Consider the following 23,686-nt stretch of genomic DNA (forward strand, 5'->3'; position numbering starts at 1 on the left):
CCTTCGTCCGGTCAGCCCGCTCACACGGCGCTTGCGGCGCCGTAGGGGGCGTAGAGGTCCAGCAGCCGGGTCCTGGTGGTACGGAGGCGGTGGGCCAGTACGTCGCCGGCCCACCGGGTGACGGCCTGGCCGAGTGCCGGGTCGTCCTGGCAGAGGGAGCGGACGGCCGTGGCGTCGAACTCGTAGGCCCGTACCGGGGTCGATGCTGTGGCGCTCAGATGCCACACGTGCGGCGCGAACATCCAGGACGGCCCGACGAGTTCGTTGTGGCCGAGAGTCTCGATGATCGCGCGGCGCCGGCCAGGTACGTGTGCGTCGAGCTCGATGGAGCCGGTGCGGATGATCCAGAACCGGTCCGCACGTCCGCCTTCGTTGAAGATGCGCGTCCCCTGCGGGAAGGTCACCTCCCGGGCAAGACGCATGAGCCGTTGCCGGTGCTGGGTGGGCAGCGCGCGCAGCATGCTCGGCATGGCCGGCCTCCCGGTCAGGGTGTGCGAACGGTTGACTCCAGCGGGTGGCGCCGACTCCAGTCGGGGGAGGGGCCCTCGGGTCCGGAGCAGGGCCATCCGGCCCCGAGGCAGATGGCAGTGAAGACGGCCGCCGCCCCCGTGTCGGCGAGGGCGGCGGCCGTGGCGCGAGGACCGTGCCTCCCCAACACGGGACTCGCGCGGAAGCCCTCGCGGCTCATGGGGTGTGCGGCACCCATCTCGAACGAGCCGTAAGGACATGGCACCCGGCCGGTCGACACCCGTGTCGCGGGTCGGCCGTAGCTCCTGCCCTCGATGGTCCAGTTCGCAACGGTGCTGACGATGGGGCTGGCCGGGCCATGCCGTGGACCGAACGACCCATGTCCTGTGACCAGGAGCACCGGGAAACGGACGAGTTGGGCTGTCCAGGCCCACGGCAGCGGGACCATCGGGGTCGCGCATGGGCCGTGTGGCCGCTGACCGTGCGCGGCTGAGGAGCAGAAAGATCAGCTGCGGATCGACTCACCCACACCGGTCCGTAAGGAGCCTCAGCCATGCCCAGAACCACAGGAGACGGAAAGGCGACAGCGCCTACAACGGCGCTCGGCCTTCCCGCCGCCTCCGCTCTCGTCATCGGCAGCATCATCGGAACCGGAGTGTTCGCGCTACCCTCCGCACTTGCCCCGTACGGGCCCATCTCCCTCGTCGCGTTCATCGCCGTCACCCTCGGCGCGCTCGCGCTCGCGCTGACCTTCGGGGCGCTGTCCAAGCGCGTTCCGGCGAGCGGTGGTCCGTACGTCTACGCCCGCGAGGCCTTCGGGGAGTTCGCCGGGTTCCTCAACGCGTGGTCGTACTGGATCACGGCCTGGGCCGGCAACGCAGCCATCGTCGTGGCGTGGGTCGGCTACGTCGAGGTGTTCGTGAACACCGGGCACGACAAGTGGGCCTCCGTGCTTCTCGCGCTGGTCGGACTGTGGATTCCCGCCGCGATCAACCTCACCGGCATCCGGAACATGGGCGCCTTCCAGGTGATCACGACCGTGCTGAAGTTCGTTCCCCTGATCTTCATGGCCACCGTCGGGCTGCTGTTCATCGACGCCCGCAACTTCGGCCCGTTCAACGCCAGCGGCCAGTCGGCGCTGGGCGTGATCTCGGCCGCGGGCGCCATCGCCCTGTTCAGCTACCTGGGCCTGGAAGCAGCCTCCGTCGTCGCCGGACGCGTGCGCGAGCCGGAGCGCAACGTCCCCCGCGCCACCGTCTACGGCACGCTCGTCTGCGCCGTCATCTACATCCTGGGCACCCTCGCCGTCTTCGGCACCGTCGCACACGGCAAGCTGGGCGGCTCGACCGCGCCGTTCACCGACGCCGCGAACAACATCTTCGGCGGCAGCTGGGCCGGAGACATCGTCGCCGTCGCCGCGATCATCTCCGGCATCGGCGCCCTGAACGGCTGGACCATGCTGTGCGCGGAGATGCCGTACGCGGCCGCCCGCGACGGACTGTTCCCGCAGGCCTTCGCCCGGCTGCGCGGTGAGAGCGGTGTCCCGGCCTTCGGCATCGTCGCTTCCACGGTGCTGGCCTCACTGATCACCGTGTTCAGCTACACGCGCTTCGACGACGTCTTCACCAAGATCGTGCTGCTCAGCGTGCTGACGGCCGTCATCCCGTACCTCTTCTCCGCCGCCGCCCAGCTGTACTGGCTGCTGGTCCGCGGCCGGGAGAGCCTCAGCCCCCGCAGGCTCGCCCGTGACGTCACCGTCGCCGCGCTCGCCCTCGCCTTCTCTTACTGGTCGATCCAGGGAAGCGGCTACCAGACCGTCTACTACGGCCTGTTCGTGCTGCTGCTCGGCGTCCCCGTCTACGTCTGGCTGAAGCGGGGACAGGACACCTTCGGCGAGGCCACGGTGCCGAGGACCGCGGCGACCGCGGACCGGCCGGAACGGGCACCCGAGACGCCCCCGCCGGCCCAGCGGCTGTCCCGAGGGCTCCGTACCAGCCGCACCAGCGGAGCCCGGAAGCGCAACGACGTCCGCCACCACGACTGACCGCCCCGAGCACAGAGGAACCTCCGCTATGAACACCTTCCACGTCGACTCCGAGACCGGCCGCCTGCGCCAGGTGATCCTGCACCGCCCCGGCCTCGAACTCTCCCGCCTCACCCCGCGCAACGTCGACGCCCTGCTCTTCGACGACATCCTGTGGGCCAAGAGGGCCCGCGAGGAGCACGACGCCTTCGCTCAGGTCCTGCGCGACCACGGCGCCCGCGTCCACTACTTCGCCGACCTGCTCGCCCAGACCCTGGACGTCCCCGAGGCGCGTGACTGGCTCCTGGACCGGGTTGTCACTCCCGGAACCGTGGGCCCGGCCCTCATCGATCCGGTGCGCGAACTGTGTTCCGAACTCGACGGCGAGACTCTCGCCGGCTATCTGATCGGCGGGCTCCTCAAGAGCGATCTGCCGCTCGCCACCCCGCACAGCCTGGTGTGGAACACGCTCGGGCCCGACGACTTCGCCCTCGCCCCACTGCCCAACCACCTCTTCCCGCGGGACAACTCCTGCTGGGTGTACGACCAGGTGTCGGTCAACCCGATGGCCAAGCCCGCCCGGCGACGCGAGAGCCTGCACGCGCAGGCCATCTACCGGTTCCACCCGATGTTCGCCGACGTCGCGCCCGCACCCCTGCTCGACGGACCCGTCGGCACACTCGAAGGCGGGGACGTCCACGTCCTCGGCAACGGCACCGTCATGGTCGGGATGGGGGAGCGCACCACGGCCCAGGCCGTGGAGAACCTGGCCGCCCGGCTCTTCGCGGCCGGTACGGCGAGCAGGCTGATCGCCGTCCAGCTGCCCGCAGCCCGCGCGTACATGCACCTGGACACTGTGCTGACCATGGTCGACCGCGACGCCTTCGTCATCTACCCGGGCCTCGCCGACTCCCTGCGCTCCTGGACGCTGCGGCCCAGTGACAGCCGTGAGACCGGGTTCGACGTCACCGCGAACTCCGATCTCGCGACCGCGCTCGCCGAGGCCCTCGACCTGGACAAGGTGCGGATGCTCTCGGCTCCCCAGGACATCCGCAACGCCGAGCGCGAGCAGTGGGACGACGGCAGCAACTTCCTCGCCCTCGCCCCCGGCGTGGTCGTCGGCTACGAGCGCAACGTCACCACCAACACCTACCTGCGCAAGCAGGGCATCGAGATCGTCACGATCGCCGGTGCCGAACTCGGCCGCGGCCGGGGCGGCCCGCGCTGCATGAGCTGCCCCATCGAGCGCGACCCGATTGCCTGACCCCGTAAGGACACCATCATGACCGTCGACCTGCGAGGCCGCTCCTACCTGAGCGAACTCGACTTCACCGCCCCCGAGATCCACCACCTCCTCGATCTCGCCCACGACCTCAAGGCGGCCAAGCGCGCCGGCACCGAACAGCCACAGCTGACCGGCAAGCACATCGCCCTGATCTTCGAGAAGACCTCCACCCGCACCCGCTGCGCCTTCGAGGTGGCCGCCGCCGACCAGGGCGCCCGCACCACCTACCTCGGTCCCGGCGACACCCACGTCGGCCACAAGGAGTCCATCGCCGACACCGCCCGCGTCCTCGGCCGCATGTTCGACGGCATCGAGTACCGGGGCTCCGCCCAGTCGATCGTCACCGAACTCGCCGCCCACGCCGGCGTCCCCGTCTACAACGGCCTGACCGACACCGCCCACCCCACCCAGAGCCTGTGCGACATGCTCACCATGCGCGAGCACAGCACCAAGCCGCTCACGGATGTCAGCTACTGCTACCTGGGCGACGCCCGCAACAACATGGGCAACTCGCTGCTGTCGATGGGCGCATTGCTCGGCATGGACGTGCGCATCGCCGCGCCGCAGGCGCTGTGGCCGGAATCCGCTCTGGTCGCCACATGCCGTGAAGTGGCCAGCCGAAGCGGGGCGCGCATCACCCTCACCGAGGACGTCGAGACCGCCGTACACGGCGCCGACTTCCTGCACACGGACGTCTGGGTGTCCATGGGAGAACCTGCCGGCACCTGGTGCGAGCGGATCGAGCTGCTGCTGCCCTACCAGGTCAACGACAAGACGCTCGCCCTCACCGGCAACCCGGACGTGAAGTTCATGCACTGTCTGCCGTCCCTCCACGACCACCGCACCCGGCTCGGCCAGGAGCTGTTCGAGACCTACGGCCTGAACGGCCTCGAAGTCACCGACGAGGTCTTCTCCTCGCCCGCCTCGATCGTCTTCGACCAGGCCGAGAACCGGCTGCACACCATCAAAGCCGTGCTCGTCGCCACCCAGGAGGGCTGAACCATGCGCATCGTCGTCGCTCTCGGCGGCAACGCCCTGCTGCACCGCGGCGAACGCCCCGATGCCGCCATCCAGCAGGCCAACATCGACCGGGCCGCCACCGCCCTGGCAGCCCTGGCCCACGAGCACGAGCTGGTCATCACACACGGCAACGGCCCGCAGATCGGCCTGCTCGCCATGGAGAGCGAGGCCGACCCCGCGCTCAGCGCCCCCTACCCGTTGGACCTGCTCGGCGCCCAGACGGAGGGCATGATCGGTTCCCTGCTCACCCGTGCCATGCATGATGCTCTGCCCGGGCACCGGATCGCCGCCCTTGTTACGCACACCCTCGTGCGGGCCGACGATCCCGCCTTCGAACGGCCGACGAAGTTCGTCGGCCAGGTGTACTCCCGCCAGCTGGCCGAGAAGCTGGCCCGCAAGCGAGGCTGGCACATCGCCCGGGACACCACCGGTTGGCGGCGCGTCGTCGCCTCACCCGCACCCGAACGCATTCTGGAGACCGACACCATCCACGAACTCCTGAACAGCGGCACCCTGGTGATCTGCGCGGGCGGAGGCGGGGTCCCCGTCACCGCCGACCGCGACACCGGCGCACTGACCGGGGTGGAGGCCGTCATCGACAAGGACCTCACCGCGGCCCTGCTCGCCGAGGACCTCAAGGCGGACTTCCTGCTCATCCTCACCGACGTTCCCTACGTCTACGAGGGCTACGGGACGCCCGACCAGCACCCGCTGCTCGACGCCACCCCCCGCGACCTGCGGCACGGTGGTTTCCCGGCCGGCTCCATGGGCCCCAAGACCGAGGCGGCTGCCCGGTTCGTCGAGCACACCGGCGGCCTGGCCGCGATCGGCGCGCTGGACGCGGCGTACGAGATCGTCCACGCCAGGTCGGGCACGCTGATCCGGCCGGACCTCACGGTCGGGTGACAGAGAGGATGGCCGGTCCCGCTCCGTGTCGCGTCCAGGACGGTTCCTATCGCTCGCCGTTCCACTCGCGGTAGGCGGCCACTGCGGTGGGCAGCGTGGGGAAGATGAGGTCCGTGCCCACGGAGTCCGCCAGGCCGTACGCCTTCAGGTCGCCCAGCAGGTCCTGCTTGACCCGGGCCAAGGCGAACACGACGCCCCGGTGCACCAGTTCGCGGCGCAGCTCGTCCACCGCGTCGAGCGCCGTGATGTCGACCTCGACGTTCGCCTCGGTGTTCAGGACGAACCAGCGGACGGGCACGGTCTGTCGGTCGACGGCGGCCAGGGCGCGGCGCCGGAAGTCCTCCGCGTTGGCGAAGAACAACGGAGAGTCGTAGCGGTGGACCAGCAGGCCCGGGATCGTGCGGGCCTTCGGATAGTCATCGATGTCGTGCATGCCCGCCAACCCGGGCACCAGCCCCTCGACCGCGTCGTGCGGTCGCGCCACCCGCGTCAGCAGTTCGGCCACCGACAGGCCGACCGCCACGATCACCCCGTACAGGATGTCGAGTGCGAGCACGCCGGCCAGGCAGCCGAGCGCCAGCAGGAGTTCGCGGCGGCGGAAGGAGGCCAGGCGGCGAAACCCGGCCAGGTCGATCATGCGGACGGCGGCGTAGACGACGAGCGCCCCCAGCACCGCCGAGGGCGTCCGGCTCAGCAAGGGGCTCAAGAACAGCAGGACGGCGAGGACCACCGCCCCGGCCACCAGCGAGTAGCCCTGGCTGCGGGCGCCCGTCGAGGCGGCGAGCGCGGTACGGCTGGCGCTGCTGCTGACCGGAAAGCCGTGCCGGGCACCCGCACCGAGGTTGGCCGCTCCGAGCGCCAGGAACTCCTGGTTGGCGTCCAGGCCGGGTTCGTCGTCGGTGCGCCCGGCGAAGGCGCGCGCGGTGAGGATGAAGTCGGTGTATGCAACGATCAGGACGCCCAGTGCGGGCAGTACGAGGTGCGGAAGCTCGCCCAGGGCCGGCAGCGCGAGCGAGGGCAGCCCCGACGGCACCGCGCCGATCACCTTCATGCCGTACCGGTGGTCGAGGCCGAAGACGGTGACGACTGCCGTGCCGAGGACCACCGCGAACAGCGGTCCCGGCAACGCCGGCACGTACCGCTTCGCCGCGAACAGAAAGACCAGCGCGACCGCCGAGAAGACGACCGTCTTCGCATCGACGCCCGACAGGTGCCTGACGAAGGACCACAGTTGGGCGAAGAACTCGGTACCGGTGGTCCGTATGCCGGTGAGCCTGGGCAGCTGGTCCACCATCATGATCAACGCCACCCCCGCCAGATAGCCGAGCAACACGGGGCGGGAGAGCAGGTCCGCAAGGAAGCCGAGTCGCACCACCCGCGCGACCAGGCACAGCAGGCCGACCGTAACCGCGAGGGCCGCGGCCAGCGATGCGTAGCGCCCCACGTCCCCGCCGGCGAGCGGGCCCACCACGGTGGCCGTCATCAGAGCGGTCGTCGACTCGGGCCCCACCGACAACAGCCGGGAGGAACCGAACAACGCATACGACGCGAGAGCGGGCAGGATCGCCCAGAGCCCGGCGACCGGTGGCAGCCCGGCCACACCCGCGTACGCCATCACCTGTGGCACGAGGTACGCCGCCACCGTCACGCCGGCCAGCAGGTCGCCTCTCAGCCACGAGCGCCGGTAACCGAGCAGGGCGTCGAGGCCAGGTACCAGCCGACGCCACCACGAAGACCGTCTGCCCGCGTCCTCAGCCATATGCCACCCATCTCTGCCTGGGCCCAGCATCCATGGCTGGGCGATCAACCGCGACACTCGCCCGGTGTCCAACCTGCCCGGTTCGCCACCTCCAGCCCAACGGGCCTGGCATGCAGGGACGTTCAGCCCAACGGATGGAGACCTTCGGCATCCGGCGTGGCGTCAGGCATCGGACGAGAGTGAGACACGCCAAGGAGACGACGATTCATACATCCCCGAAGGGATCACCATCATGGCCGCGCACGAACACCCTCACCGGAGCCCGGGCTTCCACCTGGCGGCCGCCTTCCACTGGAACAGGACCGGCACCAAGTCCGCTGTGTCGGCACGTCTCGGCGCGCACACCGCGCAGGTTTACGCACTCGCGTCCCTGCGCATCCTGACCGGGTTCGTCTTTCTCTGGGCGTTCTTGGACAAGACGTTCGCCCTGGGTTACGCGACCGCCTCCGGCAAGGGCTGGATCGACGGCGGATCGCCGACGAAGGGCTTCCTCAGTTCCGTCGCCGCCGGGCCGATGGAGTCCACGTTCCACTCGTGGGCCGGCGACACGTGGGCGGACTGGCTGTTCATGCTCGGCCTGCTCGGCATCGGCCTGGCTGTGATGGCCGGTGCGGCGCTGTGGCCGGCCGCGGTGGCGGGCACGGCGATGATGGTGCTGATGTGGATCGCCGAGTGGCCGCCGGCCAGGCACCTGTCGGACGGTTCGCCGAGCATGTCGACGAACCCGTTCACCGACTACCACGTGATCTACGCCGCCGCACTGATCGCCGTCGCGGCAGCGGGCGCGGGCACCACCTGGGGCCTGGGCCGGCTGTGGGCACGGCTGCCGATCGTCCGTGACCACACCTGGCTGCGCTGACCCTCACGCGACGGGACGGACCTCGCCCCGGGCCCGTCCCGCCGACCCGCTCCCGGGGCCCATGGTCCCCGCCGAAGGACCAGCGGCCCCTGTCCCGAACAACCCCCCGACACGACGCTGGAATCGGGCCCCCTCGGGGCCCGATTCAGGAGGTGGAGAACATGTCCCGCACCATCATGGTGGGTCTCGACGGCTCGCCCGAGAGCCGCGCCGCAGCGGAATGGGCGGCCCGCGAGGCGAAGCTGCGGGGACTGCCGGTGAAGCTCGTCCACGCCTGGGAGCCGATCCCCGAGCACCTGGCCGAAGCCACGCATCGCGGCGCCGAGACTCTCCAGCACTGGACCGAGCGAAGCGAGATGGGGGTACCCCCGGCCGAAGGCTGGGGGAGGATTCCCCGCGAGGCCGCCGAGGGACTGCGGCTGCGCCACCCTGGCGTCGAGGTGACCACGGAGCAGCTCACCGGAGTCCCTGCCGAGGCCCTGGCCCGGGCGGCGCAGGACGCCGAACTGCTCGTCCTCGGCTCACGCCGCCTGAGCGGCATCGGCGGCTTCCTGGTCGGCTCGGTCGGCCTCGCGGTCGTGGCGCACACCGAACGGCCCGTCGTCCTGGTCCACGCCGGCGAGCAGGCCGCGGACGAGCACGAGATGGACCCCGCGGGCATCCCGTCCGCGGCCACAGGGTTTCGTCCCGTCGTCCTCGGGCTCGACGTCGCCGGCCCCGACGAGGCGCTGCTCGGGTTCGCCTTCGAGGCCGCCGCTCGCCGCTCGGTGCCGCTGCGGGTCGTGCACGTCTGGAATCCGCCGCCCTACTACGCCTATGGCATGGCCCTGGAGCCCGCGGTCGAGCGGGAGATGGCGAAGGGCGACGCCACCATCCTGAGCGAGGTGCTGCGCCCCTGGCGGCAGAAGTACCCCGACGTCGAGGTCGTCGAGCAGTCGCAGTACGGCAGCCCCTCGCTCCTCCTGATCGACGCCTCCCACGAGGCCTCCCTGGTCGTCGTCGGCCGCCGCATCCGCCGCTCCTCCGTCGGCGCCCACATCGGCACCGTCACCCACGCCGTCCTGCACCACTCCACCGCCCCCGTCGCCGTCGTCGCCCACGACTGAGAGACCACCGCCGCACCCCTCCAAAGGAGAGAACAGATCATGAAGGCAGCGGTCGTACGAGCCTTCGGCGAGCCCCTCGTCATCGAGGAGCGCCCCGACCCCGAACCCGGCCCCGGTCAGGTCCGCATCCGTGTCGAGGCCTCCGGGCTGTGCCACACCGACATCCACGCCGCCCACGGCGACTGGCCCGTCAAGCCCACCCCACCCTTCGTCCCCGGCCACGAAGGTGTCGGCGTCGTCGAGAAGCTCGGCGAGGGCGTCACCCACCTGTCCGTCGGGCAGCGCGTCGCGGTGCCGTGGCTCGGCAGGGCGTGCGGGCGGTGCGAGCACTGCCTGTCCGGCTGGGAGACGCTGTGCGAGCAGCAGGTCAACACCGGTTACGGCTGCGACGGCGGGTACGCGGAGAAGATGCTGGCCTGGGCCGACTTCGCCCAGCCTGTGCCCGAGGGCGTCACCCCGTTCGACGCGGCCCCGCTGACCTGCGCCGGCGTGACCACGTACAAGGCCCTCAAGGTCGCTGGCGTCCGGCCCACCCAACTCGTCGCGATCTCCGGCGTCGGAGGGCTGGGCCACCTCGCCGTGCAGTACGCCAAGATCGCCGGGGCCACCGTCGCGGCCATCGACGTCACCGACGACAAGCTCGAACTCGCCCGCGAGCTGGGCGCCGCCCTCGTCATCGACGCCCGCAAGCGGGACGTCGGCAAGGAGTTGAAGAAGCACGGGGGCGCCCACGCGGCGATCGCGCTAGCCGTGAACCCGGCAGCGTTCGAGGCCGTCAACTCCGGTCTGCGGCGCGGCGGAAAGCTCGTCATGGTGGCCCTGCCCGCGCACGGCACACTCCAGGTCCCGGTCTTCGACACCGTCCTCAACGGCACCTCGGTGATCGGCTCGATCGTGGGCACGCGGCAGGACCTCGCCGAGGTCTTCCAGCTCCACGCGGCCGGCCGCACCAAGGTCATCTATGAGACCCGCCCGCTCGCCTCCGTCAACGAGTCCATCGACGCGGTGCTGCGCGGCGAGATCAAGGCCCGGATCGTCTTCGACCTGGACTCGGGAAGGTGAGCACGATGGAACTCGCCCTGGTCGTCGGCGTCGACGGTTCGGAGCCGAGCCTGCGCGCCGTCGACTGGGCGGCCGACGAGGCCGCCCTGCGCGGGCTGCCGCTGCGAGTGGTGTACGCCTCGCTGTGGGAACGGTACGAAGGCACCGCGCTCGCAAAGGACCTCGGCAAGCCCTCCGAACAGGTGAGGGCCGAGAACATCGTGGAGGCCGCCACGCGCCGTGCGCACGGCCGTCAGGCGGACGTGAAGATCACTGTCGACGTGCTGCCCGAGGAACCCGAGTACGCGCTGGTCCGCGAGAGCCGCACCGCCGCTGCCGTGGTCCTGGGTTCACGCGGCCGGAGCAGCCTGGCCGAGGCGCTCCTCGGCTCCGTCAGCGTGATGGTGGCCGGCCACGCGCACTGCCCTGTCATCGTGCTGCGTGGCAGCCACGACAACCGGGCTGTACTCGGCAGGCACGGCCGCATCGTCGTGGGCGTGGGCGAGGAGCCGGTGGACGCGGCTGCGATGCGCTTCGCCGCCGAGGAGGCACGGCGCCGAGGCGTGCCGCTGGAAGCCGTGCGGGCCTGGCGTTGCCCCGCGCACGAGACGACCGACCACCCCCTGCTGGCGGGTGAACCGGCCCGACTGCATGAGGAGCGGGCCGCGGAGGTGCTGGAAGCGGCCCTGCGGGACGTCCCGGCTGATGTGGAGGTGCATCGGCGTACCGTCGAGGGCCACGCCCGCCGGGTCCTGCTCGACGCCTCGGCCGACGCCGACCTGCTCGTCGTCGGGGCCCGGCGCCGCGAGGGCCACTACGGCCTCCAACTCGGCCGCGTCGCCCACGCGGTGCTGCACCACGCCACCTGTCCCGTCGCCGTCGTACCGCAGCGGGCATGAGCGAGATGACCGGTTTACAGGCTGGCCGCGTGATCGGGGACGTAGGTCTGCAGATCGCGCGGCGGGCGCTCGTAGCCGGTCGACGGTGGCCGCTGCGGCAGCTCCAGTACCGGCGGCGGGACGTCGCGGTAGGGGAGGGACCCGAGCAGGTGGGCGATCATGTTCAGCCGGGCCCGGCGCTTGTCGTCGCTCTCCACGACGTACCAGGGCGCCTCGGAGATGTCGGTGTGCACCAGCATCTCGTCCTTGGCCCGGGAGTAGGCCTCCCACCGGGTGATCGACTCCAGATCCATCGGCGACAGCTTCCAGCGCCTCAGCGGATCCTCCAGCCGGCGCCGGAACCGTTCCTGCTGCTCGGTGTCGCTCACCGAGAACCAGTACTTGCGCAGCAGGATCCCGTCCTCCACGAGCATCCGCTCGAAGATCGGACACTGGCGCAGGAACAGCTGGTATTCCTCCCTGGTGCAGAAGCCCATGACGTGCTCGACTCCGGCCCGGTTGTACCAGGACCGGTCGAACAGCACGATCTCCCCGCCGGCCGGCAGATGCTCGACGTACCGCTGGAAGTACCACTGGGTCCGCTCGCGCTCGGTCGGCTTCGGCAGCGCCGCGATCCGCGCCACCCGCGGGTTCAGGTGCTCAGCCACCCGCTTGATCGTGCCGCCCTTGCCGGCCGCGTCCCGCCCCTCGAAGATCACGACCAGCCGGGCACCCTCCGCCCGCACCCACTCCTGCAGCTTCACCAACTCGGCCTGCAGACAGAGAAGTTCCTTCTCATACACCTCGCGCGGCAGCTTCGCCGCCTTCTTACCGGCCATGCCGCCTCCACCACCGACGACTCACTGAGTCACTTCCGACCACGGTAGGCCCCCGACTGTGAAGGAGCTCCTCACCATGACCGTACGTGTCGGCATCAACGGCTTCGGCCGCATCGGCCGCACCTATCTCCGCGCGGCGCTCGACCGCGCGGAGGCGGGCACGCAGGACGTCCACGTCGTCGCGATCAACGACATCGCCCCGCCCGCCACCCTTGCCCACCTCCTGGAGTACGACTCGACGTTCGGGCACATCGGACGCGAGGTCACGCACGACGACAGCTCGATCACCGTCGACGACCGGCGTATTGCCGTCACCGCCGAGCGCGACCCGGCCGCCCTGCACTGGTCCGACCACGGAGCCGACATCGTCATCGAGTCCACCGGCCGCTTCCGCGACCGCGACTCCGCGGCCCTGCACCTGAAGGCGGGTGCCCACACAGTGCTCCTGTCGGCGCCCGGTAAGGGCGTGGACGCCACCCTCGTGATGGGCGTCAACGACGACACCTACGACCGGCACCGTGACCGGATCATCTCGGCTGCCTCCTGCACCACCAACTGCCTCGCGCCGATGGTCAAGGTGCTCGACGAGAACTTCGGCATCGACCGCGGCCTGCTGACCACCGTCCACGGCTACACCAACGACCAGTCCCTGCTGGACGGCCCGCACAAGGACCTGCGCCGCGCCCGCTCGGCGGCACTGAGCATCATCCCGACGAGCACCGGTGCCGCCCGCGCCGTCGGTCTCGTACTGCCGGAGCTGGCCGGTGCGCTGGACGGGATCGCCGTCCGGGTGCCCGTGGAGGACGGCTCGCTCACCGACCTCACGGTGGTGCTGAACCGCGAGGCCACTGCGGACGAGATCAACGCTGCCTTCGCCGCGGCGGCCGAAGGACCGCTGAACGGCATCCTGCGCGTCTCGACGGCGCCCATCGTCTCCCGAGACGTCATCGGCGACCCGGCCTCCTGCGTCTTCGACGCCGCGCTCACCCAGGCCAACGGCACCCTCGCCAAGGTCTTCGGCTGGTACGACAACGAATGGGGCTACACGAACCGGCTGTTGGACCTCACTGCGCTGGTCGCCGACGTCTGATGGACAACGGCCGGCAGCTGTAGGTGGCCGCTGGAACCCGGTCGACGACAACGGCGTAGCCCACGGGTCACACGGGCCAGGTTCAGCCCGTATCCGACGCCGAAGGCGTGCGGCGTGAAGAAGGCGTCGCTGTCGGGATCCCAGAACTCGCGGGCGATCTTCTCCGGAGTGGGCCGCCGGAAGTCGTACGGGAGGCCGAAGATGCGCCCTGTCCATGTGCGCGCCTTTGGGGGTTGGCGCAGTTCCTTCGCCAGGGCTGCAGCGACGACCGCGCCGGCGGCAACGAGCACCACGTTCTTTCGCAGTTGCCTGTTCACGGTCAGACGCTACGCGGCGTCCAGGCTCGAGGCCAAGGCCATGGCGCAGCGCAACCAGGGCCGACCGGCCCAACGCCCGGCCCCGGACAGCCCCTGGGACGGCCCTGCCGTCCGCTGGATGCTCGAACCATCGAGAAGCTTGGAGGAGATCCCTGATGTCGGACGCCGTGCTCAACCGACCGCCGGTTCACGCCCTGCTCGCTGACGGCACCACCGTGTGCATCCGTCCTGTGACCCCGGCCGACCACGACCAGGTGCAGGGGCTCTACGAGGAGATGTCGCCGGAGAATCTCCGTCTGCGGTTCTTCTCGCTGAGCCCGCGGTCCGCTGCCCTGGCCGCCGACCGGGCCTGCGCCCCGGCGCGCCCCGGCTACCGGGCCCTGCTGGCCGAGACGCATGGTCAGGTGATCGGGATCGCCGAGTACGACACGGCGGGTGAGAAGGACGAGGCCGACATATCCATCGCCGTCTGCGACGGGCTGCACCACCGCGGGGTCGGCACCCTGCTCGTCGAGCACCTGGTCTCCGCAGCCCGGGCCGACGGCATCACCACGTTCACCGCCGACGCGCTCAGCGAGAACCGCGAGATACTCCGGCTGTTCGCCGACCTCGGCCTGCGGACGGCCCGCCGCTTCGAGGGTCCCGAGGTGCGCTGCACCATCCGGCTCGACGCGGACGACGCCTATCTGTCGGCCGTGGAGGCCCGGGGTCGGGCCGCCGACGTGGCCAGCCTCGAGCCGCTGCTGTGCCCGAACGTGGTCGCAGTCGTCGGTGCCGGACGCAAACCCGGCTCGGTCGGCCGGGCGATCCTGCACCACCTGAAGGCGGGCGGCTACACCCACCGCCTGTTCGCCGTGAACCCGAGCGTGAACCACATCCTCGGCGTGCCGTCGTACCCGTCCGTGAGCGCGCTGCCGAAGACCCCCGACCTGGTGGTCGTGGCCGTCCCGGCCGCAGTGGTACCGGTTGCGGCCGAGGAGTGCGGCAAGGCCGGCGTCCGGGCGCTGCTCGTCGTCACCGCCGGCCTCGACGCCGACCAGGCGCAGGCGCTGCTGGCCGCGTGCCGCACCCACGGCATGCGCCTGGTGGGACCCAACTGCCTCGGCATCTCCAACACCGACCCCGACCTGCGCCTGGACGCCACCTTCGCCGCCGACCACCCCCGCCCCGGTACCGCGGGCGTCGCCGTACAGTCCGGCGGGGTCGGCATCGCCCTGCTCGACGGGCTGTCCCGGCTGGGTATCGGCGTCTCGTCCTTCGCCTCCCTCGGCGACAAATACGACGTCAGCGGCAACGACATGCTCCAGTGGTGGGAGAGCGACGGCCGGACCGAACTCGCCCTCCTGCACCTGGAGTCCTTCGGCAGCCCCCGAGCGTTCTCCCGCACGGCCCGCCGCGTCACCCGCCGCATGCCGGTGCTGACCGTCGACGCGGGCCGTACCGAGGCGGGCCGCCGGGCCGCCGCCTCCCACACCGCGGCCGCCGCCACCCGCACCATGACCCGGCAGGCACTGTTCACCCAGGCCGGCATCACGGCCACCCGCTCCGTCGGCGAACTCCTCGAAACCGCCGCCTTGATGAACTCCCAGCCGCTCCCCGCAGGCACCCGCGTCGCGATCGTCACCAACGCCGGCGGTGCAGGCGTCCTCGCTGCCGACGCCTGCACGGAGGCGGGACTGGCGCTGCCGCCGCTGCCCGCTGACGTCGTCGACGACCTGCTCGCCGTGCTCCCGCAGGGTGCGGCGGTCGGTAACCCCGTCGACGCCACCGCGGCCGTCACGGAAGAACAGCTCGCGGACTGCCTGGACCGGCTGACGCACCACCCGGGCATCGACGCCGTCCTGGTGGCCCTCGTACCCACGGCGGTCGCCGCCGCGACCGGTGACGACCTCATCCGGGCACTCACCGACGCCCCCGCGCACAGGGCCAAGCCGGTTGCCGCCGTCCGCCTCGAACAGGACCTGCCGGTCAAGCTGCTGCCCGCCGTAGAAGGCGGCACGATCCCCTCGTACGCCGAACCGCAGGCGGCGGCACGGGCGCTGGCCCACGCCGCCCGCCGCGCGGCCTGGCTCGCCCGGCCCGTAGGCACGGTCCCGGAACTCGACGGCATCGACACCACCCGTGCCCAGGAGATCACCGACACCTTCCTGGCCGCACACCCGGACGGCGCCTGGCTCGACCCACGCACCTGCGCCGACCTGCTGTCCTGCTACGGCATCCCGCAGATCCCGTGGGCGTGGGCGGAGACCGAGGACGATGCCGTGCTCGCGGCCCAGCGGCTGCGCGGCCCGGACGACCGGGTGGTGATGAAGGCCCACTGGCCTGGACTGGTCCACAAGAGCGAGCAGCGTGCCGTGCATCTCGACCTCCAGGGCGATGCCCAAGTCAGGGCGGCCTTCCGGGACTTCGAGACCCGGTTCGCGGGGCTGCTCACCGGTGTGGTCGTCCAGCCGCTCGCCGCGCGCGGCACCGAACTGTTCGCGGGCGTCGTCCAGGACGAGGTCTTCGGCCCGCTCGTGCTGTTCGGGCTCGGCGGCACCGCCACCGAGGTCCTCGGCGACCACGCGGCCCGACTGGCCCCGCTCACCGACCACGACGTGCACGACCTGATCACCGCGCCGCGCTGCGCACCGCTGCTGTTCGGCGCCCGCGGCAACGGGCCGGCCGATCTCGAAGGGCTGGAGCAGCTGCTTCTGCGCCTGTCCCGGATGGCGGCCGACCTGCCGCAGCTCGCCGAGGTCGACTTCAACCCCGTGCTCGCGACCACGGCCGACGTATCCGTGCTCGACGCGCGGGTGCGGCTGGTGCCGCGCCGGCCCCAGGATCCCTATCTGCGCCGACTCCGCTGAGGAGGAACCCGAGATGAAGCACAACAAGATCGGCTCCGTGATGACCACGGACGTCGTCCGCGCCTCCTACGGCACCCCCTTCAAGGAAGTCGCCCGGCTGCTCGCTGACCACAGGATCAGCGGACTGCCGGTCGTGGACGAGGACGAGAAGGTCATCGGCGTCGTCTCCGAGACCGACCTGATGGCCCGCCAGGCCGACACCCCCGACCCGTACGAGCCGAAGCACCGCTCGCTCATCGCGGCGTTGACGCGCGACGGCAGGCGGAGGGCCGCCAAGGCCGTGGCCCGCACCGCCGGCCGGCTGATGACCGAACCGCCCGTCACCGTGCGCGCCGAGGACACCATCGTCGAGGCCGCGCGGACCATGGCCCAGCGGCGCGTGGAGCGGCTGCCGGTCGTGGACGACGAGGACCGGCTCGTCGGCATCGTCACCCGCCGGGACCTGCTCCAGGTCTTCCTCCGGCCGGACACGGAGATCCGCGACGAGGTGGTCGAGGAAGTCCTTGGCCGCGCGCTGTGGCTGCCGCCGCAGAGCATCGACGTCTCCGTGGTGGAGGGTGTGGTCACGCTCGCCGGCCACATGGAGCGCAAGAGTGAGACGGAGATCGCCGTCTCCATGACCAAGCAGATCGACGGCGTGGTCGCGGTGGTCGACAACCTCGCCTACCGCCTGGACGACAGCCACGTCCAGCCCGCCGAGCAGGCCCTGCATGGCGTGGCCGACGACTGGCTGCGCCGCCTGTGAGGGGAGGAGGACTGCCATGACCGGCAGTGTCCTGGTCGCCTACGGGACGACGAACGGATCGACCGCGCAGATCGCCGAGGCCGTCGCCCAGGTCCTGTGCAAGGAGGGGCTGACGGCCGAGGCGCGGCCTGCGTCATCGGTGGCGAGCATCGAGACATACGACGCTGTGGTGGTCGGGGGCGCCCTGTACGCCGGCCGCTGGCACAAGGACGCGCGCCGCTTCGTCCGCCGCCACCGCGCCCTGGGCGAACGCCCGCTGTGGTTCTTCAGCAGCGGACCGCTGGACGCTTCGGCCTCGGAGCGGAACATCCCGCCCGTGTCCGGCGTCAGGCGCGCCATGGACCGGCTCGGCGTCAGGGAGCACATCACCTTCGGCGGCTCCCTGGAGGAGGGCGCGCGGGGCAGAGTCGCACAGATGATCCTACGCAACGGCAAGGGCGGCGACTTCCGCGATCTCCCCGCGATCGAGGCCTGGGCGGAGCGGCTCGCAGAAGAAATGACGGCTGCTTAGGGCATCACCTCCCTGCCTTGCCGGGCCTGCGCCTCACGGCACGACGGCCACCGGACACCGGGCTTCGCGCAACAAGGCGTGCACGAAGCCCAGGTCCCCGCCAGAGCCGTGTACCACGACCAGGAGTGCGGCGCCCTCGGCATGGTGGAGCAACGCATGGGCGGGGTCGAGCAGTACGACGTCCTCAAGCACCGGAACCCGCGGTTACTTCACCGGCCAAGGCCGCAGCGCGTCGGTCAGCAGTTGCACTTCATGGTCCTCCCAAGTGCCACGGTTATCCTCGGGAACACCGAAGGGCAACCCGGCCGCGCAGGAGGGGAGTTCCCAGGCATGTAGGGCGTGCAGCTGTATCCCCCGGCCCTGGGCGGCGCCGAAGGCGAAGTCGATGGCCCCCTCCGCCGGGTGACGGGCGTCATTCCCGGGGGCGACCTGTGTGACCCGGCGCGCCGGAGCTGCGACGGGGACGACGACGTCCGGTATGAGTACCACGGCGCACGCGGAGGCGGCCGTAACGGCGAATGCGGCTTGGCCCGTTGCCAGGCCGGTGGTGTCGTCCCCCGCCGCGGACAGGTCGAGCACGAGCATCGCCGTGGTCCTCAGATCGTTCGGCGGTGAGCCGTAACGCACCTCGAGCGGCAGGTCACGCAGCGACGCCTCGTGCGCCGGCCGTTCCACGACCGTATGACTACGGCCTGTCCCGTTGGCGCAGGCAATGATGACCCGGCTCACGACGATCGCCTCCCTGGCACACGAGTGAGCCGCTCTCACGCCTCCCACCGTGCCGACCGCCCAAGGACCGGCGCAGGGGCCGAACGGACCTGCGTGAGCCCTTGCGGCCCATATCCGACCGGGTCCCCTCAGGAAGACGCTGGCAGTACCGAGCAGAACAAGCGCAGGAGGTGCGCACCATGCTGTCGCCCGTCATCGCCGGAGTGGACGGATCGTCCGAGAGCCTCGCCGCCGCGGAGTGGGCCGCCCGCGAGGCCGTGCGTCGTGACCGACCGCTGCGACTGGTGCACGCCTGGAACTGGCATCCCCGCCAGACGGAAGGGGAGTCGGCGAACGCCGCGCAGCGGCATCTGGCGCGCCGGGTCCTGCGGCAGGCGGAGGAGCGTATCCGCAGCGCCGTACCCGGCGTGCGCCTCACCGATGAGCAGGTCGAGGGCCCGGCGACCGCAGCCCTGTTGAAGGCCGCCGAACAGGCCGACCTGCTGGTGCTGGGCTCGCGCGGTCTGAGTGGTTTCACCGGGCTTCTCGTCGGCTCCGTCGCCCAAGGGGTGGTCGCGAAGGCCATCCGTCCCGTGGTCCTCGTACGGGCAGGGGAGGAGGCGGAGGACGAGCACGTCCCGGCAGACGGCGGTAGCCCGTCCACCCGGACCGGCTACCTCGATGTGGTGCTCGGCATCGACCTCGCCGATGCCTGCGACGAGGTGATCGAGTTCGCGTTCGAGGAAGCCAGGTTGCGGCAGGCCCGGCTGCGGGTCGTGTACGCCTGGCAGCCGCCTTCTGCCATCAGCCTCGGCCCCGGAGACATCGCTCTGGTCAACGATCCCGAGCGGGCCGAGGAGTGGCAGGGCTTCCTGTCCGCTGTCCTGAAGGTGTGGCGGGACAAGTACCCCGGGACCGAGGTCCTGGAGACCGTTGTGGAGGGCAAGGCCTCCACCGCGCTGGTCCGGGCCGCCTCCGCGGCGAGCCTCCTCGTCGTCGGCCGCCGCCTGGCCGAGCGGCCGACGGTTCCGCGCATCGGCCCCGTCACCCATGCCGCCGTCCACCACGTCGGCTGCCCGCTGGCCGTTGTGCCCCACGAGTGACAGACCGGAGAGCGCGATGAGCACACCGACGACGTACGTGTACGCATTCGCCGAAGATGACCGGGTTCGGGCTGCCCGCGCCGCCGGGCTTCACCGTCACCACCCGCAGCCCGGGTGTTGCGCGTGCTGGGCTCGCCCTGACCTCCCCTGGTGGGAGAGGAGGCCAGGGCGTGTGACCGGAACCGCATCCACCGGGGGGGGGGCGTGGATCTGCAGCCCGCCCCTTCGTTCCCGCCGCCCAAACGGGGGCACGCTCGCGCCGCCGGTGAGGACGGGCGTGAGGACTTTCGCGGAGGGGAAGCGCGTCGTCCTCTCCCCATGACCTCCGTAGTCGAGCGGCGGCCCGGTGTTCTGGGACGACGGGCCCCCACCCCCGGAGCCAATCGGCCCTCTTTGCTTCTGCGTCCCCGGCCTAGGGTGGAGGTGATCACCGATCGGCGGGAGGAGAGCAGGTGGAGATCGTCGCCTATGGCGTCCTCGCGGACGAGGAGCCGCTGCTGAGGGACGCGTTCGACAAGTCATTCGCGGGCCGGCATGAGCTGAGGTGTCTGGGGCTGTTCCTCGACGCGGACACCGTCCCGACCGCCGCGGGCCACGAGGTCGTACTCAGCAGCGTCAACGACACCCTGGACGCCGAGGTCCTGCGCTCCCTGGCCAAGGGCGGCACCCGGCTGATCGCCCAGCGGTCCACCGGCTACAACAACATCGACCTGACCACCGCCAGGGAACTGGGGCTCACGGTTGCCCGGGTCTCGTACTACTCGCCGTACTCGGTCGCCGAGTTCGCCTGGACCCTGGCCCTGGCGGTCAACCGCCGGCTCGTCCGGGCCGCGCACCGCACCCGGGAGTTCGACTTCCGGCTGGACGGGCTGATGGGCCGCGATCTGCGCGGCCGGACGGCCGGTGTGATCGGCACCGGCAAGATCGGCGCCGCCTTCGCCCGGATCGCCCACGGCTTCGGGATGCGGCTGCTGGGCTGGGACGTCGCCGAGAACCCTGACTGCCTCGCCCTCGGCATGGAGTACGTGCCGCGCGAGCGGCTGTTCGCCGAGGCGGACCTGGTCAGCCTGCACGTGCCACTGCTGCCCGAGACCCATCACCTCGTCGACGCCGAGGCCCTGGGCCTGATGAAGGACGACGCGATCCTGGTCAACTCCAGCCGCGGCGGCCTGGTGGACACCGACGCCCTGCTGGAGACGCTGCGCGCGGGCCGGCTGAGCGGTGTCGGCCTCGACGTGTACGAGGAGGAGGCGGGCGTGTTCTTCCTGGACAGGTCGCTGGAGGTGATGACCGACGAACGCCTCGCACGGCTGATGACCTTCAACAACGTCCTGATCACCTCCCACCAGGCCTACTTCACCCGGGACGCCGTCGGGCAGATCGCCCAGACCACCGTGGCCAACATCGAGGACTACTTCGCCAAGCGCTCCAGCGACAACGTGCTCGTCCGCCCCGAGACATCCTGATCCACGTCCGTTGCCGCCGCGCGACGCGAAGAGGGGCCGTTGGACCCCATCCGTGGGTCGGCCCGGGGCTGTTCGGCCCTATCCGGCCCGGGTACCCCTCCGACGATCATGGGGCGGCGGCCGGGAAGGCGCCAGGTCCATACGCGCATCAGGGCACTTCCCGGCTCGTCGTTGACATGGCAGAAGGGGAGGACACCGTCCGGTGGACCAGGCACAGATACACAAGGTGGGGACCGCGCGGCCGAGAGCCGGGGGCACCGTGGCCGCAGGGACGACCGGACGGACCGTACGGCCGTCGTGGGCGGAGTGGCTGACGACCACCGACCACAAGAAGATCGGGACGATGTACCTGGTCACCGCGTTCGCCTTCTTCATCGTCGGCGGTGTGATGGCCCTGCTGATGCGCGCGGAGCTGGCCAGGCCGGGCCTGCAGATCATGTCGCAGGAGCAGTTCAACCAGGCGTTCACCATGCACGGCTCGATCATGCTGCTGATGTTCGCCATGCCGCTGTTCACCGGGTTCGCCAACTGGATCATGCCGCTGCAGATCGGCGCGCCCGACGTGGCGTTCCCGCGCCTGAACATGCTGGCCTACTGGCTGTTCCTGTTCGGTTCGTCGATCGCGGCCTTCGGCTTCCTGACTCCGGGAGGCGCCGCGGACTTCGGCTGGTTCCTGTACGCCCCGCTGTCGGACGCCGTCCACTCGCCGGGGCTCGGGGCCGACCTGTGGATCATGGGCGTGGCGCTGTCCGGCTTCGGCTCGATCCTGGGCGCGGTCAACTTCATCACCACGATCGTCTGCATGCGGGCGCCGGGCATGACGATGTTCCGGATGCCGATCTTCACCTGGAACGTGCTGCTGACCGCTCTGCTGGTCCTGATCGTCTTCCCGGTGCTGGCCGCGGCGCTGTTCGCGCTGGAGATGGACCGCAAGTTCGGTGCCCATGTCTTCGACGCCGCCAACGGCGGAGCCCTCTTGTGGCAGCACCTGTTCTGGTTCTTCGGCCATCCCGAGGTCTACATCCTGGCGCTGCCGTTCTTCGGCATCGTCTCCGAGGTCATCCCGGTCTTCGCCCGCAAGCCGATGTTCGGCTACATGGGCCTGATCGCGGCGACGATCGCGATTGCCGGTCTGTCGGTGACGGTGTGGGCGCACCACATGTACGTCACGGGCGGCGTTCTCCTGCCGTTCTTCTCCTTCATGACCTTCCTGATCGCCGTCCCGACGGGGGTGAAGTTCTTCAACTGGATCGGCACGATGTGGAAGGGCTCGCTGTCCTTCGAGACGCCGATGCTGTGGACCACCGGCTTCCTCATCGCCTTCCTCTTCGGCGGTCTGACCGGCGTGATCCTCGCCTCCCCGCCGATGGACTTCCACCTCTCCGACTCGTACTTCGTCGTCGCGCACTTCCACTACACGGTCTTCGGTACGGTCGTGTACGCGATGTTCGCCGGATTCCACTTCTGGTGGCCCAAGTTCACCGGAAAGATGCTGGACGAACGCCTCGGCAAGGTCACGTTCTGGACGCTCACGGTCGGCTTCCACACCACGTTCCTGGTCCAGCACTGGCTCGGCGCTGAAGGCATGCCCCGCCGCTACGCCGACTACCTGGCCGCCGACGGCTTCACCGCCCTCAACACCGTCTCCACGATCGGGTCGTTCCTGCTCGGCCTGTCGATCCTGCCGTTCTTCTACAACGTCTGGAAGACGGCGAAGTACGGCAAGCCGGTCGAGGTCGACGATCCGTGGGGCTACGGCCGTTCGCTGGAGTGGGCGACATCGTGCCCGCCGCCCCGCCACAACTTCGTTACGCTGCCTCGTATCCGCAGTGAGTCCCCGGCGTTCGACCTGCACCACCCGGAGATCGCCGCACTCGAAGAGGCGGCGAGGTAGGCCATGCCCCAAGCCGTCCTCGCCCTGGGAGCCGCCACCGTGACCGCGGCGGGCTGCGTCTGGTACCTGCCGGCCCTCGCCGACCTGCGCGCGGGAGCCGACCGGCCGCTTGCCCGGCGCAGAGCCGCGGCGGCCTGCCTCAGCGGCTGGGCCACGACCGGGATCGTCGCGGTACTGCTGCTGGTCTGCGAAGAGGGGTGGACACCTTTCGGCGTGGCGGTGGCCGGCGCCGCCGTCACGGTGGGCCTCCGGGGCCACGCGGCAGTGCAGCATCGCCGCGAGATGCGGGAGGCCGCACTCGACTGGGCGGCGCTCGGCCACGTTCGGCAACCACCGGACACCGGAGGCGCCCGATACGTCGTCGCTGTGCTTATCGGTATCGGGCTGGCTGCTGCCGTGGTCGGAACGGCCCTGGGGGCTGTCGCGGAGCGCGAGTACAGCGTGGACTGGTGGGCGGTTGCCGCCGTGCCTTCCGCGGTGGTCGGGCTGTTCCTCACCCTCGCGGTCCTCTATGGACGGGTGCTCCGACACCACCGCTTGACCCAACCGGTCGCCGTCCGTGACGAAGCGCAGTAGTGCCGTGTCACCATCGTGTCGGCGAGCCGGTGGAGAGAGCCCAGCCTGGGCACCTAGCTGGTGATCAGGCTCAACAGGACAACGGCAAGACCACCGAAACCGCCTTGCCGGTGAGACCGACGCTGACCTGGACGTCAATCGCGAGCTCCTGCACCAGAAGCCAGCCGAACCCGCCGGGCTCCCTCGGATCTGTGAGCTGTGGCCGCGGGGGCTGGCGGCTGCCGTCGTGCCACGCCGGTCGTG

Annotated in this window: 21 protein-coding genes; 16 read left to right on the top strand and 5 right to left on the bottom strand. The window is 70.6% G+C overall.

All coding sequences use genetic code 11. From position 1 onward, the window contains the following. Positions 1-20: 20 nt before the first annotated feature. Positions 21-470 (bottom strand): cyclic nucleotide-binding domain-containing protein, encoded by a 450-nt coding sequence (locus tag ACFY01_RS25395; protein ID WP_390738027.1) that lies wholly within the window; start codon positions 468-470, stop codon positions 21-23. Positions 471-1,021: 551 nt separating this feature from the next. Between ACFY01_RS25395 and ACFY01_RS25400 the strand changes: the two genes are divergently transcribed. Genes ACFY01_RS25400 through ACFY01_RS25415 form a run of 4 tightly spaced genes read left to right on the top strand, consistent with a single transcriptional unit; the run spans position 1,022 to position 5,702 of the window. Then, on the top strand, positions 1,022-2,512 hold the full coding sequence (locus ACFY01_RS25400; RefSeq protein WP_390738028.1) for an APC family permease: 1,491 nt from the start codon (positions 1,022-1,024) through the stop codon (positions 2,510-2,512). A gap of 28 nt (positions 2,513-2,540) precedes the next feature. After that, positions 2,541-3,755: an arginine deiminase gene (locus tag ACFY01_RS25405; RefSeq protein ID WP_390738029.1), complete on the top strand. Its 1,215-nt coding sequence runs from the start codon at positions 2,541-2,543 to the stop codon at positions 3,753-3,755. Positions 3,756-3,773: 18 nt separating this feature from the next. Then, positions 3,774-4,775 (top strand): ornithine carbamoyltransferase, encoded by a 1,002-nt coding sequence (argF, locus tag ACFY01_RS25410; RefSeq protein ID WP_390738030.1) that lies wholly within the window; start codon positions 3,774-3,776, stop codon positions 4,773-4,775. A 3-nt stretch (positions 4,776-4,778) separates the two neighbouring features. Further along, on the top strand, positions 4,779-5,702 hold the full coding sequence (locus tag ACFY01_RS25415) for a carbamate kinase (RefSeq protein WP_390738031.1): 924 nt from the start codon (positions 4,779-4,781) through the stop codon (positions 5,700-5,702). Between the two features lie 46 nt (positions 5,703-5,748). Here ACFY01_RS25415 and ACFY01_RS25420 read toward each other — a convergent pair whose 3' ends face one another. Next, on the bottom strand, positions 5,749-7,461 hold the full coding sequence (locus ACFY01_RS25420; protein WP_390738032.1) for a SulP family inorganic anion transporter: 1,713 nt from the start codon (positions 7,459-7,461) through the stop codon (positions 5,749-5,751). Between the two features lie 232 nt (positions 7,462-7,693). Between ACFY01_RS25420 and ACFY01_RS25425 the strand changes: the two genes are divergently transcribed. The 4 genes from ACFY01_RS25425 to ACFY01_RS25440 all read left to right on the top strand — a co-directional run bounded on the left by ACFY01_RS25425 (position 7,694) and on the right by ACFY01_RS25440 (position 11,366). Further along, positions 7,694-8,320 carry a hypothetical protein gene (locus tag ACFY01_RS25425; protein ID WP_390738033.1) on the top strand — a complete coding sequence of 209 codons (627 nt, stop codon included), beginning with the start codon at positions 7,694-7,696 and terminating at the stop codon, positions 8,318-8,320. 161 nt (positions 8,321-8,481) lie between these two features. Then, on the top strand, positions 8,482-9,426 hold the full coding sequence (locus tag ACFY01_RS25430) for a universal stress protein (protein WP_390738034.1): 945 nt from the start codon (positions 8,482-8,484) through the stop codon (positions 9,424-9,426). Positions 9,427-9,465: 39 nt separating this feature from the next. After that, complete coding sequence (locus ACFY01_RS25435; RefSeq protein ID WP_390738035.1) at positions 9,466-10,488, top strand: zinc-dependent alcohol dehydrogenase; 1,023 nt, start codon at positions 9,466-9,468, stop codon at positions 10,486-10,488. A gap of 5 nt (positions 10,489-10,493) precedes the next feature. Next, a complete protein-coding gene (locus ACFY01_RS25440) occupies positions 10,494-11,366 on the top strand; it encodes a universal stress protein (protein WP_390738036.1) in 873 nt (290 codons plus the stop codon). Positions 11,367-11,380: 14 nt separating this feature from the next. Here the strand turns inward: ACFY01_RS25440 and ppk2 are convergent, their stop codons facing one another. After that, on the bottom strand, positions 11,381-12,184 hold the full coding sequence (ppk2, locus tag ACFY01_RS25445; protein ID WP_390738037.1) for a polyphosphate kinase 2: 804 nt from the start codon (positions 12,182-12,184) through the stop codon (positions 11,381-11,383). A 76-nt stretch (positions 12,185-12,260) separates the two neighbouring features. Between ppk2 and gap the strand changes: the two genes are divergently transcribed. After that, on the top strand, positions 12,261-13,274 hold the full coding sequence (gap, locus tag ACFY01_RS25450; protein WP_390738038.1) for a type I glyceraldehyde-3-phosphate dehydrogenase: 1,014 nt from the start codon (positions 12,261-12,263) through the stop codon (positions 13,272-13,274). Here gap and ACFY01_RS25455 read toward each other — a convergent pair. Beyond that, entirely contained in the window at positions 13,226-13,591 is a 366-nt protein-coding gene (locus ACFY01_RS25455; protein WP_390738039.1) for a DUF5808 domain-containing protein, read from the bottom strand. The genes gap and ACFY01_RS25455 overlap by 49 nt on opposite strands. A 155-nt stretch (positions 13,592-13,746) precedes the next feature. Between ACFY01_RS25455 and ACFY01_RS25460 the strand changes: the two genes are divergently transcribed. From ACFY01_RS25460 to ACFY01_RS25470, 3 genes are read left to right on the top strand one after another with little or no spacing between them, the layout of a single operon-like run. Next, positions 13,747-16,440 carry a GNAT family N-acetyltransferase gene (locus tag ACFY01_RS25460; protein ID WP_390738040.1) on the top strand — a complete coding sequence of 898 codons (2,694 nt, stop codon included), beginning with the start codon at positions 13,747-13,749 and terminating at the stop codon, positions 16,438-16,440. Between the two features lie 13 nt (positions 16,441-16,453). Continuing rightward, a complete protein-coding gene (locus ACFY01_RS25465) occupies positions 16,454-17,185 on the top strand; it encodes a CBS domain-containing protein (RefSeq protein WP_390738041.1) in 732 nt (243 codons plus the stop codon). 16 nt (positions 17,186-17,201) lie between these two features. Continuing rightward, a complete protein-coding gene (locus tag ACFY01_RS25470; protein WP_390738042.1) occupies positions 17,202-17,696 on the top strand; it encodes a flavodoxin domain-containing protein in 495 nt (164 codons plus the stop codon). Between the two features lie 204 nt (positions 17,697-17,900). Here the strand turns inward: ACFY01_RS25470 and ACFY01_RS25475 are convergent, their stop codons facing one another. After that, complete coding sequence (locus ACFY01_RS25475) at positions 17,901-18,425, bottom strand: hypothetical protein (RefSeq protein WP_390738043.1); 525 nt, start codon at positions 18,423-18,425, stop codon at positions 17,901-17,903. A gap of 179 nt (positions 18,426-18,604) precedes the next feature. Here ACFY01_RS25475 and ACFY01_RS25480 point away from each other — a divergent pair, with 179 nt between their 5' ends. The 4 genes from ACFY01_RS25480 (at position 18,605) to ACFY01_RS25495 (ending at position 23,443) form a co-directional block, all read left to right on the top strand. Next, positions 18,605-19,507: a universal stress protein gene (locus ACFY01_RS25480; protein ID WP_390738044.1), complete on the top strand. Its 903-nt coding sequence runs from the start codon at positions 18,605-18,607 to the stop codon at positions 19,505-19,507. 452 nt (positions 19,508-19,959) lie between these two features. Next, complete coding sequence (locus ACFY01_RS25485; protein ID WP_390738045.1) at positions 19,960-20,973, top strand: 2-hydroxyacid dehydrogenase; 1,014 nt, start codon at positions 19,960-19,962, stop codon at positions 20,971-20,973. Between the two features lie 202 nt (positions 20,974-21,175). Beyond that, positions 21,176-22,867: a cytochrome c oxidase subunit I gene (gene ctaD / locus ACFY01_RS25490; RefSeq protein WP_390738046.1), complete on the top strand. Its 1,692-nt coding sequence runs from the start codon at positions 21,176-21,178 to the stop codon at positions 22,865-22,867. A gap of 3 nt (positions 22,868-22,870) precedes the next feature. Continuing rightward, entirely contained in the window at positions 22,871-23,443 is a 573-nt protein-coding gene (locus tag ACFY01_RS25495) for a hypothetical protein (RefSeq protein ID WP_390738047.1), read from the top strand. The last annotated feature ends 243 nt before the right edge of the window (positions 23,444-23,686 follow it).

It is taken from the genome of Streptomyces sp. NPDC001480 (assembly GCF_042894725.1).
In the GTDB taxonomy this organism is placed as follows: domain Bacteria; phylum Actinomycetota; class Actinomycetes; order Streptomycetales; family Streptomycetaceae; genus Streptomyces.

Excerpts from the sequence above, each read along its gene's own strand:
- ACFY01_RS25395 (WP_390738027.1), bottom strand. The coding sequence starts at position 470 with ATGCCGAGCATGCTGCGCGCGCTGCCCACCCAGCACCGGCAACGGCTC.
- ACFY01_RS25400 (WP_390738028.1), top strand. The coding sequence starts at position 1,022 with ATGCCCAGAACCACAGGAGACGGAAAGGCGACAGCGCCTACAACGGCG.
- ACFY01_RS25405 (WP_390738029.1), top strand. The coding sequence starts at position 2,541 with ATGAACACCTTCCACGTCGACTCCGAGACCGGCCGCCTGCGCCAGGTG.
- argF (WP_390738030.1), top strand. The coding sequence starts at position 3,774 with ATGACCGTCGACCTGCGAGGCCGCTCCTACCTGAGCGAACTCGACTTC.
- ACFY01_RS25415 (WP_390738031.1), top strand. The coding sequence starts at position 4,779 with ATGCGCATCGTCGTCGCTCTCGGCGGCAACGCCCTGCTGCACCGCGGC.
- ACFY01_RS25420 (WP_390738032.1), bottom strand. The coding sequence starts at position 7,461 with ATGGCTGAGGACGCGGGCAGACGGTCTTCGTGGTGGCGTCGGCTGGTA.
- ACFY01_RS25425 (WP_390738033.1), top strand. The coding sequence starts at position 7,694 with ATGGCCGCGCACGAACACCCTCACCGGAGCCCGGGCTTCCACCTGGCG.
- ACFY01_RS25430 (WP_390738034.1), top strand. The coding sequence starts at position 8,482 with ATGTCCCGCACCATCATGGTGGGTCTCGACGGCTCGCCCGAGAGCCGC.
- ACFY01_RS25435 (WP_390738035.1), top strand. The coding sequence starts at position 9,466 with ATGAAGGCAGCGGTCGTACGAGCCTTCGGCGAGCCCCTCGTCATCGAG.
- ACFY01_RS25440 (WP_390738036.1), top strand. The coding sequence starts at position 10,494 with ATGGAACTCGCCCTGGTCGTCGGCGTCGACGGTTCGGAGCCGAGCCTG.
- ppk2 (WP_390738037.1), bottom strand. The coding sequence starts at position 12,184 with ATGGCCGGTAAGAAGGCGGCGAAGCTGCCGCGCGAGGTGTATGAGAAG.
- gap (WP_390738038.1), top strand. The coding sequence starts at position 12,261 with ATGACCGTACGTGTCGGCATCAACGGCTTCGGCCGCATCGGCCGCACC.
- ACFY01_RS25460 (WP_390738040.1), top strand. The coding sequence starts at position 13,747 with ATGTCGGACGCCGTGCTCAACCGACCGCCGGTTCACGCCCTGCTCGCT.
- ACFY01_RS25465 (WP_390738041.1), top strand. The coding sequence starts at position 16,454 with ATGAAGCACAACAAGATCGGCTCCGTGATGACCACGGACGTCGTCCGC.
- ACFY01_RS25470 (WP_390738042.1), top strand. The coding sequence starts at position 17,202 with ATGACCGGCAGTGTCCTGGTCGCCTACGGGACGACGAACGGATCGACC.
- ACFY01_RS25480 (WP_390738044.1), top strand. The coding sequence starts at position 18,605 with ATGCTGTCGCCCGTCATCGCCGGAGTGGACGGATCGTCCGAGAGCCTC.
- ACFY01_RS25495 (WP_390738047.1), top strand. The coding sequence starts at position 22,871 with ATGCCCCAAGCCGTCCTCGCCCTGGGAGCCGCCACCGTGACCGCGGCG.